Raw genomic sequence first — 13,113 nt, forward strand, 5'->3', positions numbered from 1 at the left:
CCGTGCATGAACGTGTCGTGTGCAGCCCGCGCGCCTAGTCTTCGTCCGTCATCGCAAAAAACGGTGACACGGACGTGTTCCCACGCTCCCGCGTGGGAATGCAGCCCGTGACGCTCCGCGTTGCCTATGCGCAGTAGTCGAAATTTGCAGCGTCTGGCGGGACGCGGAGCGTCCCGGGAGACATTCCCACGCAGAGCGTGGGAACGATCACCTCGATCCATTACTCCAGCCGTAATGATCCGTCGCCCAGCTTGATTGATGACCCCCTGAATCACTCCTAAGGTACAGCCCACGACAGCAAACCCGTGGAGCGACCATGACAACAACAATAAACCCCGACTCGCGCTGGACGCGGCGGCGTGACGAGAAGCTGCGGCGGCTCGGGCTGGTCAAAAAAATCGCAGACGGGGCGGTTTTGCCCGGCGACAGGATTGTCGAGGCCCTGGAAGCCCTGATCCTCCCCGGCGACCGCGTGGTGCTGGAGGGCAACAACCAGAAGCAGGCCGACTTCCTCTCGCGCTCCCTGGCCAAGGCCGACCCGGCCAAGCTTCACGATTTGCACATGATCATGCCCAGTGTCGGGCGGTCCGAGCACCTGGACCTGTTTGAAAAGGGCATCGCGCGCAAGCTGGACTTTTCCTTCGCCGGCACCCAATCCCTGCGCATCAGCCAGTTGCTGGAAGACGGTCTGCTGGAAATCGGTGCGATCCACACCTACATCGAACTCTATGCCCGCCTGGTAGTGGACCTGATCCCCAACGTCGTACTTTCCGCCGGTTTCATGGCCGACCGCGCCGGCAATATCTACACCGGCGCCAGCACCGAGGACACCCCGGCGCTGATCGAGCCCGCGGCCTTCAGCGATGGCATCGTCATCGTGCAGGTCAACCAGTTGGTGGATGACGTCACCGACCTGCCCCGTGTCGACATCCCCGCCAGTTGGGTGGATTTCGTGGTGGTGGCCGACAAACCGTTCTACATCGAGCCGCTGTTCACCCGCGACCCCCGCCACATCAAGCCCGTACATGTGCTGATGGCGATGATGGCGATCCGTGGCATCTACGAAAAACACAACGTGCAGTCGCTCAACCACGGTATCGGTTTCAACACCGCTGCCATCGAACTGATCCTGCCCACCTACGGCGAATCCCTGGGCTTGAAGGGCAAGATCTGCCGCAACTGGACCCTCAACCCGCACCCCACCCTGATCCCGGCGATTGAAAGCGGTTGGGTGGAAAGCGTGCATTGCTTCGGCACCGAACTGGGCATGGAAAACTATATCGCCGCCCGGCCGGATGTGTTCTTCACCGGCCGCGATGGCTCGATGCGCTCCAACCGCATGGTTTGCCAACTGGCCGGCCAATACGCGGTGGACCTGTTTATCGGCGCCACCCTGCAAGTCGATGGCGACGGCCATTCCAGCACCGTGACCCGTGGTCGCCTTGCCGGCTTTGGCGGTGCGCCGAACATGGGCCATGACCCGCGCGGCCGTCGCCATGGCACCCCGGCATGGTTGGATATGCGCCACGGCGACGCACCGCAAGCGCTGCTCGAACGCGGCAAGAAACTGGTGGTGCAGATGGTTGAAACCTTCCAGGAGGGCGGTAAACCGACCTTCGTCGACACCCTTGATGCCGTGGAGGTGGCGCGCAAAAGCGGCATGCCCCTGGCGCCGATCATGATCTACGGCGACGACGTCACCCACCTGCTTACCGAAGAAGGCATCGCTTACCTGTACAAGGCGCGCTCTCTGGAAGAACGCCAGGCGATGATCGCCGCCGTCGCCGGGGTCACCGCCATCGGCATGCGCCATAACCCCAAGGACACCGCGCGCCTGCGCCGCGAGGGTTTGATTGCTTTGCCCGAAGACCTCGGCATCCGCCGCACCGACGCCACCCGCGAGTTGCTGGCCGCCAAGAGCGTGGCCGACCTGGTGGAGTGGTCCGGTGGCCTGTACAACCCGCCCGCCAAATTCAGGAGCTGGTAAATGCGCGCCCTCAAACTGCACGAACTCAGCCTCGCGGATCGCCTGGCGGATATGGCCGTCGACGCGCTGATCGACGAAGCCGACCTGTCGCCCAAACCCGCCCTGGTGGACCGTCGCGGCAACGGCGCCCACCACGATTTGCACTTGGGCCTGATGCACGCGTCGGCGTTGTCGCTGTGGCCGATGTTCAAGGCAATGGCCGAGGCGGCGATTGAATTCGGCGAGGTCGGTTTGCCGCTGCGCGAAGCGCTCGGTCGCATCGGTCGCGAAGGCGAGCAGGCGATGCTCGTCACCACCAACGGTGTGAATACCCATCGCGGCGCGATCTGGGCCCTCGGCTTGCTGACCGCATCGGCTGCCCTGGAACCGCGCGCCATAACGCTGAACGCCGCCAGACTGGCCCTGCTCAACGACCGTTATGCACCTCAACCGATGAGCCACGGCGCCCAGGTCGCGCAACGCTACGGTGCACGCGGTGCCCGTGAAGAAGCGCAACTGGGCTTCCCCGCCGTGACCCAGCGCGGCCTGCCGCAACTGCACCAGAGTCGCCGCCGGAACGCCGGTGAACAGAACGCGCGTCTTGATGCCTTGCTGGCGATCATGACCGAGCTGGCCGACACGTGCGTGCTCTACCGCGCCGGCACCGAAGGCCTGCAAGCCATGCAACACGGCGCCCAAGCGGTGCTCAACGCCGGCGGCAGCGCCACCCTGGCCGGCCGCCGCAGCCTGCACGCACTGGACAACCAACTCCTGGCCCTGAATGCCTCCCCCGGCGGCGCCGCCGACCTGTTGGCCGCCTGCCTGTTTATCGACCGCCTCGACGGAGCGTTGTGATGGAAACCTTATCCTTTGAATTCCCCGCCGGGCAGCCGCCAAAAGGCCGCGCGCTGGTAGGTTGCGTCGGCTCGGGCGACCTGGAAGTGCTGCTGGAGCCGGGCACGGCCGGGCGGTTGACCATTCAGGTGCAGACCTCAGTGAACGGCGCCGAGCAGCGTTGGCAGCACCTGTTCGAGCGGATCTTCCAGGAGCACACGCCACCGGCCCTGAATATTGATATCCACGACTTCGGCGCCACCCCCGGCGTGGTGCGTCTGCGCCTGGAACAGGGTTTCGAGGAGATCGGCCATGACTGACTTGCTCAGCAAACACAGCTTTGTCGAACTCGGTGCACGCCAGCGAGCCAAGGCGCTGCTGGATGCCGGTACCTTTCGCGAACTGATCGACCCGTTCCAGCGCGTCATGTCGCCCTGGCTTGGCCGCCAAGGCGTGGTGCCGCAGGCCGATGACGGGGTGATCATCGCCAAGGGCAGCATCGGTGGCTTGCCGGTGGTGGTGGCGGCCATCGAAGGCAACTTCCAGGGCGGCAGCCTCGGTGAAGTCGGCGGCGCAAAAATCGCCGGTGCGCTGGAGCTGGCCGCCGAAGACAACCGCAACGGCATCCCCACCCGCGCCGTGCTGCTGCTGGAAACCGGCGGCGTGCGCTTGCAGGAAGCCAACCTGGGCCTGGCCGCGATTGCCGATATCCACGCGGCGATAGTCGACCTGCGCCAGCACCAGCCGGTGATCGGTGTGGTGGCGGGCAGCGTTGGTTGTTTCGGCGGCATGTCCATCGCGGCCGGGCTGTGCAGTTACCTCGTCGTGACCCGCGAGGCACGGCTGGGCCTCAATGGTCCGCAGGTGATCGAGCAGGAAGCCGGCTTGGAAGAATACGACTCCCGCGACCGTCCCTTTATCTGGAGCCTCACGGGTGGTGAACAGCGCTTCAACAGTGGCCTGGCCGACCGTTATGTCGCCGACGATGTGGCGCAGATTCAGCAGACCGTCAGCGCGTTGTTGCAGCAAGGCGTGCCCGCCCAGCAACGCAGTCGCCAGGCTGATTATTACCTCGCACGCTTGGCCGAGTTGGACGCCATACCGCAAATCGACCCGGCGACGGTGCGCGAGCTGTATCAAGGAGAACGCTCATGAGAGGCTTGCAGTGGTTCAACGCATTGACCGCCGGCGCTCCACCTGTAGACGGTTTGCCGGCGTCACTGAGGGTTGCCGACGCTGTATTGGGTGAGCAAAAGGTGCGCTTTGTCGCCGTGATCACGGACGCGCAAAACCGCTTCCCTCGGGCGCGCAATGGCGAAGTCGGCCTGCTCGAAGGCTGGGGTCTGGCCAAGGCCGTCGATGAGGCTATTGCCCGTGGCGACAAGCGCCCGATCATCGCCATCGTCGATGTGCCGAGCCAAGCCTACGGCCGTCGCGAAGAAGCCCTCGGCATCCATCAGGCCCTGGCCGCTGCCGCCGACAGCTATGCGCGTGCTCGCCTGGCCGGCCACCCGGTGATTGCGCTGCTGGTGGGCAAGGCCATGTCCGGTGCGTTCCTGGCCCACGGTTACCAGGCCAACCGCCTGATCGCCCTGCGTGATCCCGGTGTGATGGTGCACGCGATGGGCAAGGCTTCGGCCGCGCGTGTGACCTTGCGCAGCGTCGAAGAGCTGGAAACCCTGGCCGCCAGCGTGCCGCCCATGGCCTATGACATCGACAGCTATGCCAGCCTCGGTCTGCTGTGGGAGACCTTGTCGGTCAGCCAGATCGAACAGCCCACGGCGGACGATGTGGCGCGGGTCAGTAATTGCCTGGTGAATGCGATCAAGGATGTCGGCAGCACCGATCTGCGCGGGCGCCTGGGCGCGACTAATCGCGCGGCGTCCAGCCATGTTCGCCAACTGCTGCGGGAACAATGGTGAACGCCCACGACTTGCTCTGGGGCATGACCCCGGCGCACCTGCCCGCCGATGCACCGGCCTGGGGGCTGGAGGCGCTCGGCGCCGGCCACCCGGTGGTGGTGCGCCGCGCCATCGCCGCACCGGGTTATGTGGCGGTTGGTGTGCGCGGGCGTTTGCGTGAGCAGCGTTTCGCCACCGAGATGCCGCTGGCGGCGGTGCAGCGGCGAGTGATACCGGAAGCGTTGCGCGGGGTGATCTCGCCGAGGGATTTGCCGGCGTTGCGCGCGCTCGACCAATTGCGGCCGGTGCTGGCGCAGGAAACGTGGGGCGTTGCAGGCAGCGCGGGTTTCGAGTTGGCCAGCGGGATTGAAGCGTTACATGCCCAGAGTGATCTGGATTTGATTCTGCGCACGCCCGAGCCTTTGGCCAGAGGCGATGCTGAAGACATTTTGGCGATTATTGATAGGGCAGAGTGCCCCGTCGATCTGCAACTGCAAACCCCGTTCGGCGCTGTCGCCTTGCGCGAGTGGGCCAGCGGCTCACGCCGTGTGCTGCTGAAAACCGATCGCGGCGCCCACCTCGTGCTCGACCCCTGGCAGGCCGTGGCATGAGCAGCCTCCTGGTGTTTCCGGGGCAGGGGGCGCAGCGACCCGGCATGCTCCAGTCGTTGCCCGAACCTGTACTGGAAGAAGCCAGCGATGCTCTGGGCGAAAACGTGCGCCTGCTCGACTCCGCGCAAGCCCTGGCCAGTACCCGCGCCGTGCAGTTGTGCCTGTTGATCGCAGGTACGGCCCACGCTCGCCTGTTGGCGCGCACCCCGGACTATGTGGCGGGCCTGTCCATCGGCGCCTACCCGGCTGCGGTGATCGCCGGGGCCCTGGATTTTGCCCAGGCAGTAAAACTGGTAAGCCTGCGCGGCGAACTGATGCAAAACGCTTATCCACACGGCTACGGCATGACGGCGATCATCGGCGTGGAGTTATCCACCGTCGAAACACTTCTCGCCGCCATCCACAGCCCCGAAACCCCGGTGTACCTGGCCAATATCAACGCCGATAACCAGAGCGTGATCGCCGGCAGCGACGAAGCCATGAAGCGCGTCGCCGCGCGTATCAAAGGCAACGGCATCGCCAAGCGCCTGGCCGTGAGTGTGCCGTCCCATTGCGCGTTGCTGGCGCAACCGGCCGAGGCCCTGGCCCAGGCATTTGTCCCGCTCAAGGCGCCGCGCATCACCTACCTGAGCAGCACCCGAGCGCGGCCGATTCACAACCCCGAACACCTGCGCGACGATCTGGCCTTCAACATGTGTCGCGTCGTTGACTGGCGCGGCACGGTGCAAAGCGCCTACGAACGCGGTGTGCGCCTGCAAATCGAAGTGCCTCCGGGCGCCGTGCTCACCGGCCTGTCACGCCGCGTGTTCGAGCAAGGCACGGTGATCGCCTGCGAGGGCGCGCGCCTGGATACCTTGCAGGCCCTGCTGGAAGAGGAGGAGCGCCGCCACCGATAAAGCACTACCCAAGGCTGTCGAAGCACAAAAACAACAATGTCGATCGAGCACTTTGAGGACAACAACAATGATTATTTACGGTGTGGCACTGCTGGCGATCTGCACGCTTGCAGGGGTGATCATGGGCGACATGCTTGGCGTGTTGCTGGGCGTCAAATCCAACGTGGGCGGGGTGGGGATCGCCATGATCCTGTTGATCTGTGCCCGCCTGTGGATGCAAAAGCGCGGCGGCATGACCAAGGATTGTGAAATGGGCGTGGGCTTCTGGGGCGCCATGTATATCCCCGTTGTTGTGGCAATGGCCGCGCAGCAGAACGTTGTAACCGCGTTGCACGGCGGGCCGGTGGCGGTGCTCGCCGCCATCGGGTCGGTGGTGGTCTGCGGTTGTACCATTGCCTTGATCAGCCGCACGCATAAAGGCGAACCGTTGCCCGATGAAGAACCGCTGATCGTGCCTGCGGGAGGTCGCTGATATGTGGGATCTCATCGAAAAGGGCCTGGAGCATAACGGCCTGATCACTGCGTTTGCCTTTGTTGGCGTGGTGATGTGGATTTCCGTGGTGCTGTCCAGGCGCTTGACCTTTGGCCGCATCCACGGCTCGGCGATTGCCATTGTGATCGGCCTGGTACTGGCCTGGGTCGGCGGCACGATTACCGGTGGCCAGAAAGGCCTGGCCGACCTGGCGCTGTTTTCTGGCATCGGCCTGATGGGCGGCGCGATGCTGCGTGACTTCGCCATTGTCGCCACGGCGTTTGAAGTGCAGGCCACCGAAGCGCGCAAGGCCGGGATGATCGGCGTGGTTGCGCTGCTGTTGGGCACCGTCCTGCCGTTTATCGTCGGCGCGAGCATGGCCTGGGCATTTGGTTATCGCGATGCGATCAGCATGACCACCATCGGCGCGGGTGCCGTGACCTACATCGTCGGCCCGGTGACCGGCGCGGCGATTGGCGCGACATCCGATGTGATGGCGCTGTCGATTGCCACCGGCTTGATCAAGGCGATCCTGGTGATGGTCGGCACACCGGTGGCGGCGCGCTGGATGGGCTTGGACAACCCGCGCTCGGCGATGGTCTTCGGTGGCTTGGCCGGCACCGTGAGCGGCGTGACGGCAGGGCTGGCGGCGACGGACCGGCGCTTGGTGCCGTATGGCGCGTTGACAGCGACGTTCCATACCGGGCTTGGGTGCTTGCTCGGGCCTTCGCTGCTGTACTTCATTGTGCGTGGGTTGGTCGGCTGACGATCGTTCCCACGCTCCGCGTGGGAATGCATCCTGTGACGCTCCGCGTCACGCCTTCAAGAGCGGACGCAGAGCGTCCAGGGCTGCGTTCCCACGCGGAGCGTGGGAGCGATCATCTCAAGCCTGGCGGTTGGCATACATCCGACACACGGCCAGCAACGCCAGCAAGCTCGGATCGCGCATAACCTACCCCCGAGCTGACCCTGCTCAGCAGGGTAAAGATGACGATCGTTCCCACGCTCCGCGTGGGAATGCATCCTGTGACGCTCCGCGTCACGCCTTCAAGAGCGGACGCAGAGCGTCCAGGGCTGCGTTACCACGCGGAGCGTGGGAACGATCATCTCAAGCCTGGCGGTTGGCATACATCCGACACTCCGCCAGCAGCGCCAGCAAGTTCGGATCGCGCATAACCTACCCCCGAGCTGACCCTGCTCAGCAGGGTAAAGATGACGATCGTTCCCACGCTCCGCGTGGGAATGCATCCTGTGACGCTCCGCGTCACGCCTTCAAGAGCGGACGCAGAGCGTCCAGGGCTGCGTTACCACGCGGAGCGTGGGAACGATCATCTCAAGCCTGGCGGTTGGCATACATCCGACACACGGCCAGCAACGCCTGCAAGTTCGGATCGCGCATAACCTACCCCCGAGCTGACCCTGCTCAGCAGGGTAAAGATGACGATCGTTCCCACGCTTCGCGTGGGAATGCATCCTGTGACGCTCCGCGTCACGCCTTCAAGAGCGGACGCAGAGCGTCCAGGGCTGCGTTACCACGCGGAGCGTGGGAACGATCATCTCAAGCCTGGCGGTTGGCATACATCCGACACTCCGCCAGCAGCGCCAGCAAGTTCGGATCGCGCATAACCTACCCCCGAGCTGACCCTGCTCAACAGGGTGAAGATGACGATCGTTCCCACGCTCCGCGTGGGAATGCATCCTGTGACGCTCCGCGTCACGCCTTCAAGAGCGGACGCAGAGCGTCCAGGGCTGCGTTACCACGCGGAGCGTGGGAACGATCATCTCAAGTCTGGCGGTTGGCATACATCCGACACTCCGCCAGCAACGCCAGCAAGTTCGGATCGCGCATAACCTACCCCCGAGCTGACCCTGCTCAGCAGGGTAAAGATGACGATCGTTCCCACGCTCCGCGTGGGAATGCATCCTGTGACGCTCCGCGTCACGCCTTCAAGAGCGGACGCAGAGCGTCCAGGGCTGCGTTACCACGCGGAGCGTGGGAACGATCATCTCAAGCCTGGCGGTTGGCATACATCCGACACTCGGCCAGCAGCGCCAGTAAATTCGGGTCTCGCTCCTTGGCCTTCAAGAACACCACGCCAATATGCTGCTGCAACCGATACCTGGCTTGCAGCGGTATCAGCTTCACGCGGTTCTCGTACACCGCCGCGATCCTGCCCGGCAGCAGCGCATAACCTACCCCCGAGCTGACCATGCTCAACAGCGTGAAGATGTCATTGACCTGCATCGCCACCTTCGGCTCGAACCCCGCCTGCTTGAACACTCGGTTGCCGTCCTGGTGGGTGGCGAAGCCTTGGGTGAGGGTGATGAAGGTGGCGTCGCGCACGTCGGCCAGGTCGATTTCCTGCTCGCGGTCGAAAGGCGAGTCGGCCGGGGTGGCGAGGAAGATATCGTCGCAGAACAGTTCGATCTGTTCGCAGTCCGGATCGTTGGCGTGTTCGTCCAGGGAGATGAGGATCGCGTCGACTTCCATGTTCTTGAGCTTATAGAGCAGGTCGAAATTGGAGCCGAGGATCAGGTCGATGTTGAGTTCGCTGCGGCGTATCTTCAGGCCCATGATCAGTTGCGGCACGGTTTTTACCGTCAGCGAATACAGCGAGCCGAGCTTGAAACGTTCGGCGGAGAAACCGGCGGCCTCCCGAGTCAGGCGCACGCTGTCGACCACATCGGCGATCAGTTTCTGTGCGCGCTCTTCGAGAACGTAGGCGCTTTCCAGCGGCGTGAGGTTGCGCCCCTCATGTTTGAACAGCGGGCAGCGCAGGGCGTTTTCCAGTGAATGAATGGCGCGGTGCACGCTGACATTGCTGGTCTGCAGCTCGGCGGCGGCGCGGGCCAGGTTGCCGGTGCGCATGAACGCCAGGAAGATTTCGAGTTTTTTGAGGGTGAATTCTTCGTCGATCAGCATGGCCGTGGCTCTGGTTCGCGTGGGGTCGATTGTGCCCGCAAAAGCGCTCGGCGTCCTCGGAACGTCACACGGCACTTGCACTCTGATGCGCAAGGCCGGAGGCTTGCGGCCAGTCGTCAACGGTTACGGGAGGTCAGTGATTCATGTACCACGGGGAACGATTCAACGCCTGGAGCCATTTGCTCGGTGCCGTCGCGGCGTGTATTGGCGCCGTATGGATGCTGGTGGTAGCCAGTCTGGATGGCAGCCCCTGGAAGATCGTCAGCGTGGCGATTTATGGCTTTACGCTGATGGTGCTGTACAGCGCGTCTACTGTGTATCACAGCGTGCAGGGGCGGCGAAAAGAGATCATGCAGAAGGTCGATCACTTTTCCATCTACCTGCTGATCGCCGGCAGCTACACGCCGTTCTGCCTGGTGACCCTGCGCGGGCCGTGGGGTTGGACGCTGTTCGGGATTGTGTGGGGGCTGGCGGTGATCGGCATCCTGCAGGAGATCAAGCCGCGTTCCGAGGCGCGCATTTTGTCCATCGTCATTTATGCGGTGATGGGCTGGATCGTGCTGGTGGCGGTCAAGCCGCTGATGGCCGCGCTGGGCACGGCGGGGTTTATCTGGCTGGCGGCGGGCGGCGTGCTGTACACCGTCGGCATCATCTTTTTTGCCCTGGAGCATCGCCTGCGGCATTCCCATGGTATCTGGCATTTGTTTGTGATCGGCGGCAGCGTGCTGCATTTCGTGGCGATCATGCGCTACGTACTCTGACAGCCGACTCGATCAAAAAGTGGGAGGGTGCTTGTCGCACCGTCCCACCCCGATGGCGGTGGGCCAGTGACGAATAGGTTGGCTGACGCTGGTTTACATTGAAAATTTACTTTTCTTTCAGCTGTTTGTAAGTAGTAGAAAAGCAGTAAGCTCCCATGAGCATTATTAAACCATAGCTTAGCCCATTCATTATTTTCTCTGGAGAAAAGAAAAGGCTGCTTACCATAACTGTAAATATAACCGCAATTGTCGTTACGAGTTCGGTGATTAGAAAGAAAGAGAATATTTCCTGTCTACATGCACGATCTAGAACTTCATTTGATGTAACTCTGGTCATTATGATTCCAATCCCAGCCCCAAAAAAACAGAAGGCCGAAAGAATCAGGAAGTATGAAGTGTTTGTGTTGTCAATGGCCGTTGGCAGGGATATGGCAACGGTTATGAAAAAGCAAAAAAATGAAAATGTTGAGCCGGATTTTTTGAGTGTCGGCTGGGATAGTCCCACGACTCCGAGAACCGTAGACGCCAAAAAAACTACAAAGGCTGTTAGTGAGCTTCCTAGCCAAGATAAACCTTCAGGTATGTCTGTCGAGGGTTTGTGTCGATATAATAAGCCAATTGCGTACATGAGGATCAACATCTCAAAAGTATTGCCTGCTACGTATCCCAAAAACTGGCTAGGGTATTTAGAGATGACTTTAAAGTGATGAATATAATAAAGGCGGGTTCGGTGCTTTGAGCTGTTCTTTTTAGTGAGAACTGGCTTGAGATCATGGTAGGAGACGTAAGTCTGAATGACTCGGCATAGTAATATTGGCAACATCGTCACTAGCATGGCGTACAGGTAGTATCCGCTACTCATCATGAGTGATGCTATCAGTAATAGAGTTAATGGAGTCCCTATGCGTATGTGCAGGTGTTTTTTAAAAGCTCCCACGTAATCTGCGCTATGTCCAGTAAGGTGCAGGTGGAGGTCGTTGTAGGCCGGCCTGAAAGATGATCGCAGGCAGCCAGTGCCTATTGAGTCGAAGGTGAATGAAATAAGTATCAAGCACCAACTAATATGCCAGTAGTCGAGTAGCGCTAAATAAAATCCGGTGGTTAAAAAAATAGCGCATGCAAACTTGAATATGAACCCGTAAATTGTTGTGTATGCCGTACCAAAACGGTTTGCAAACGAATGCCCAACGTAAAACTCAATAACCAGAGAAATTAGCAGCTGTGTAATGAGCGAGAACTCTAAGGAAAAACTCCCAAGCTTAGGGTTGGTTGCTATCAGAGCCAGTTCTAGTATCGTTACACCCATCGCGATGCCACCATATAGTGCGTCTGAACGGGAGACAATATTGGTGGCGCTTTTCATAGGCTGACCCTGAAAGTTTTGCCGGGTTCAAGTACTAGATTTTTATAAAAGATCGACGGGGCATGAGCTCTACCATAAAACATTAGTGTCGTGTAAATGGAGTCCAAGTCGAAAGGAACTAAAGTGAGAGAACGTCCTGCGGGCGGGGTAGAGACATATTTGTATTGTGTGTCTCTTCTATTTCGAAAATCTTCGTAAAGCAGTAGTTCGTAATCGATAGGGGGGAATTGAGTTTTTATCTTCTGTAGAAAAATTTCACACGCCGCGGCGTTTAAATTTTTGTAGATTTTCGAGGTTTTATCAAAACGATCAAATACGGCGATTAAAACTTCCTCTCCATGAATTGATTCTAGATACCTGATCGTATAGGGCCATCTTCTACTGATGTGCCTAGAGATGTCTAAATACCTTCTGATGCTTTCAAACGCGAAGTGTTTTTCTTCCGAGGATGTTGGAGTTGATAGCAAGTTATTAGGTTCATATATTTTTGAGAAAAATATAGTTGTTGAGATATGGCAGGATTTTTTCATTTTTTATTCGCTTCTATGAGCGCCTTTTTTATGAGAATTATGTTGCTGTTTTCAATATCTAGCGGAGCTCCCTCCATTTCCAACAAAATGTTGTGCGTTTTTAGGCTTTTTATTACCGCGCTTTTAAATGTTTCGGTTAGTTCGTTTTTGAAGTGGTCTGAATGTTGGTCAAGCCAGACGGGAATACCATTCCATAGCCAAGACTTCACTCCTGAGATGTGTAGCGTCTTAATTAGATTCCAAATTTCGTGGGCAGCGCAGGGCAAATCGAACGCTAGACCTTTAGTTTTACAGTAGCCAAGATAGTGCCCAATATCAAACGCCATCATGCATTCAGAGCGCCTGCACAGCTCTAGGTAAAACTCCCAAAATTCTATGTTTCCAAATTCGCTATAGATTGGTGGGTTTTCCAAAACTACAGGTATTTCAAAGTAGTCATTTATGAATCTGGCATTGTCAGCAGTGGTTTTTAATGTTTCTTTATTCATAGGCGGATTGGTTTGGTGAGCGCCCAAAAATAGATTGCCATTCCTCCAAATTCCGATGTCTTCCTCGATATAAATTATAGGAAGTGTGGCTAGCGCCTCCTTCAGGTTTTTTAAGTCTGCCAAGTCAGTAACCCCTGAGAAATTGATGTCTACGGGGTGTGCGGACATCGTAAAGTCTGCGGATAGGCATATATCAGTTAATGAGCTTTCTATTTTATCCCAAGGGCGTATACCCAAACTAAAGTGGCGAATCGGTGTTTGATTATATATATGGTTGTTGTCAGTGCGATGCTGAACGAATTTTTTTAGTTTCTCTACGTCGCCGCTAATGCCTATGCGAATTGAGCGGTTGTTCATAAATCACCCGT

Annotated in this window: 13 protein-coding genes and 1 pseudogene; 10 read left to right on the forward strand and 4 right to left on the reverse strand. The window is 59.2% G+C overall.

What is annotated here, in order from left to right; all coding sequences use genetic code 11:
- Positions 1 to 316 precede the first annotated feature (316 nt).
- The 9 genes from mdcA to madM all read left to right on the forward strand — a co-directional run bounded on the left by mdcA (position 317) and on the right by madM (position 7,446).
- Complete coding sequence (mdcA, locus tag OSC50_RS00520) at positions 317 to 1,987, forward strand: malonate decarboxylase subunit alpha (RefSeq protein ID WP_253509695.1); 1,671 nt, start codon at positions 317 to 319, stop codon at positions 1,985 to 1,987.
- Positions 1,988 to 2,821, forward strand: coding sequence for a triphosphoribosyl-dephospho-CoA synthase (locus tag OSC50_RS00525; protein ID WP_266247250.1), 834 nt, complete (start codon positions 1,988 to 1,990; stop codon positions 2,819 to 2,821).
- Positions 2,821 to 3,120, forward strand: a complete 300-nt coding sequence (locus tag OSC50_RS00530) for a malonate decarboxylase subunit delta (protein ID WP_253509693.1) — start codon at positions 2,821 to 2,823, stop codon at positions 3,118 to 3,120. Before OSC50_RS00525 ends, OSC50_RS00530 begins: the two co-directional genes overlap by 1 nt.
- Complete coding sequence (locus OSC50_RS00535; protein WP_266247249.1) at positions 3,113 to 3,955, forward strand: biotin-independent malonate decarboxylase subunit beta; 843 nt, start codon at positions 3,113 to 3,115, stop codon at positions 3,953 to 3,955. The genes OSC50_RS00530 and OSC50_RS00535 overlap by 8 nt, the downstream gene beginning before the upstream one ends.
- Complete coding sequence (gene mdcE / locus OSC50_RS00540; protein ID WP_266247248.1) at positions 3,952 to 4,722, forward strand: biotin-independent malonate decarboxylase subunit gamma; 771 nt, start codon at positions 3,952 to 3,954, stop codon at positions 4,720 to 4,722. Before OSC50_RS00535 ends, mdcE begins: the two co-directional genes overlap by 4 nt.
- Positions 4,716 to 5,312, forward strand: coding sequence for a malonate decarboxylase holo-ACP synthase (locus OSC50_RS00545; protein WP_266247247.1), 597 nt, complete (start codon positions 4,716 to 4,718; stop codon positions 5,310 to 5,312). Before mdcE ends, OSC50_RS00545 begins: the two co-directional genes overlap by 7 nt.
- Positions 5,309 to 6,208: a malonate decarboxylase subunit epsilon gene (mdcH, locus tag OSC50_RS00550; RefSeq protein ID WP_253509689.1), complete on the forward strand. Its 900-nt coding sequence runs from the start codon at positions 5,309 to 5,311 to the stop codon at positions 6,206 to 6,208. Before OSC50_RS00545 ends, mdcH begins: the two co-directional genes overlap by 4 nt.
- A gap of 67 nt (positions 6,209 to 6,275) precedes the next feature.
- Positions 6,276 to 6,680, forward strand: coding sequence for a malonate transporter subunit MadL (gene madL, locus OSC50_RS00555; RefSeq protein ID WP_061434475.1), 405 nt, complete (start codon positions 6,276 to 6,278; stop codon positions 6,678 to 6,680).
- Position 6,681: 1 nt separating this feature from the next.
- A complete protein-coding gene (gene madM, locus OSC50_RS00560; RefSeq protein ID WP_181076572.1) occupies positions 6,682 to 7,446 on the forward strand; it encodes a malonate transporter subunit MadM in 765 nt (254 codons plus the stop codon).
- 117 nt (positions 7,447 to 7,563) lie between these two features.
- Here the strand turns inward: madM and OSC50_RS00565 are convergent.
- A pseudogene (locus tag OSC50_RS00565) lies at positions 7,564 to 7,669 on the reverse strand (LysR family transcriptional regulator); the annotation flags it as partial.
- Positions 7,670 to 8,688: 1,019 nt separating this feature from the next.
- The gene (locus tag OSC50_RS00590; RefSeq protein ID WP_181080654.1) at positions 8,689 to 9,603 is read right to left on the reverse strand and encodes a LysR family transcriptional regulator; all 915 of its coding nucleotides are present in this window, start codon (positions 9,601 to 9,603) and stop codon (positions 8,689 to 8,691) included.
- Between the two features lie 143 nt (positions 9,604 to 9,746).
- Between OSC50_RS00590 and trhA the strand changes: the two genes are divergently transcribed.
- The gene (gene trhA / locus OSC50_RS00595; protein ID WP_181080655.1) at positions 9,747 to 10,364 is read left to right on the forward strand and encodes a PAQR family membrane homeostasis protein TrhA; all 618 of its coding nucleotides are present in this window, start codon (positions 9,747 to 9,749) and stop codon (positions 10,362 to 10,364) included.
- Between the two features lie 106 nt (positions 10,365 to 10,470).
- Here the strand turns inward: trhA and OSC50_RS00600 are convergent, their stop codons facing one another.
- Positions 10,471 to 11,727 carry a hypothetical protein gene (locus tag OSC50_RS00600; protein WP_266247245.1) on the reverse strand — a complete coding sequence of 419 codons (1,257 nt, stop codon included), beginning with the start codon at positions 11,725 to 11,727 and terminating at the stop codon, positions 10,471 to 10,473.
- A 526-nt stretch (positions 11,728 to 12,253) separates the two neighbouring features.
- Entirely contained in the window at positions 12,254 to 13,102 is an 849-nt protein-coding gene (locus tag OSC50_RS00605; protein ID WP_266247242.1) for a multinuclear nonheme iron-dependent oxidase, read from the reverse strand.
- Positions 13,103 to 13,113 lie beyond the last annotated feature (11 nt).

Source organism: Pseudomonas quebecensis, from assembly GCF_026410085.1.
GTDB classification, from domain to species: domain Bacteria; phylum Pseudomonadota; class Gammaproteobacteria; order Pseudomonadales; family Pseudomonadaceae; genus Aquipseudomonas; species Aquipseudomonas quebecensis.

Coding starts and splice junctions, on each gene's coding strand:
- mdcA (WP_253509695.1), top strand. CDS start 317: ATGACAACAACAATAAACCCCGACTCGCGCTGGACGCGGCGGCGTGAC.
- OSC50_RS00525 (WP_266247250.1), top strand. CDS start 1,988: ATGCGCGCCCTCAAACTGCACGAACTCAGCCTCGCGGATCGCCTGGCG.
- OSC50_RS00530 (WP_253509693.1), top strand. CDS start 2,821: ATGGAAACCTTATCCTTTGAATTCCCCGCCGGGCAGCCGCCAAAAGGC.
- OSC50_RS00535 (WP_266247249.1), top strand. CDS start 3,113: ATGACTGACTTGCTCAGCAAACACAGCTTTGTCGAACTCGGTGCACGC.
- mdcE (WP_266247248.1), top strand. CDS start 3,952: ATGAGAGGCTTGCAGTGGTTCAACGCATTGACCGCCGGCGCTCCACCT.
- OSC50_RS00545 (WP_266247247.1), top strand. CDS start 4,716: ATGGTGAACGCCCACGACTTGCTCTGGGGCATGACCCCGGCGCACCTG.
- mdcH (WP_253509689.1), top strand. CDS start 5,309: ATGAGCAGCCTCCTGGTGTTTCCGGGGCAGGGGGCGCAGCGACCCGGC.
- madL (WP_061434475.1), top strand. CDS start 6,276: ATGATTATTTACGGTGTGGCACTGCTGGCGATCTGCACGCTTGCAGGG.
- madM (WP_181076572.1), top strand. CDS start 6,682: ATGTGGGATCTCATCGAAAAGGGCCTGGAGCATAACGGCCTGATCACT.
- OSC50_RS00590 (WP_181080654.1), bottom strand. CDS start 9,603: ATGCTGATCGACGAAGAATTCACCCTCAAAAAACTCGAAATCTTCCTG.
- trhA (WP_181080655.1), top strand. CDS start 9,747: ATGTACCACGGGGAACGATTCAACGCCTGGAGCCATTTGCTCGGTGCC.
- OSC50_RS00600 (WP_266247245.1), bottom strand. CDS start 11,727: ATGAAAAGCGCCACCAATATTGTCTCCCGTTCAGACGCACTATATGGT.
- OSC50_RS00605 (WP_266247242.1), bottom strand. CDS start 13,102: ATGAACAACCGCTCAATTCGCATAGGCATTAGCGGCGACGTAGAGAAA.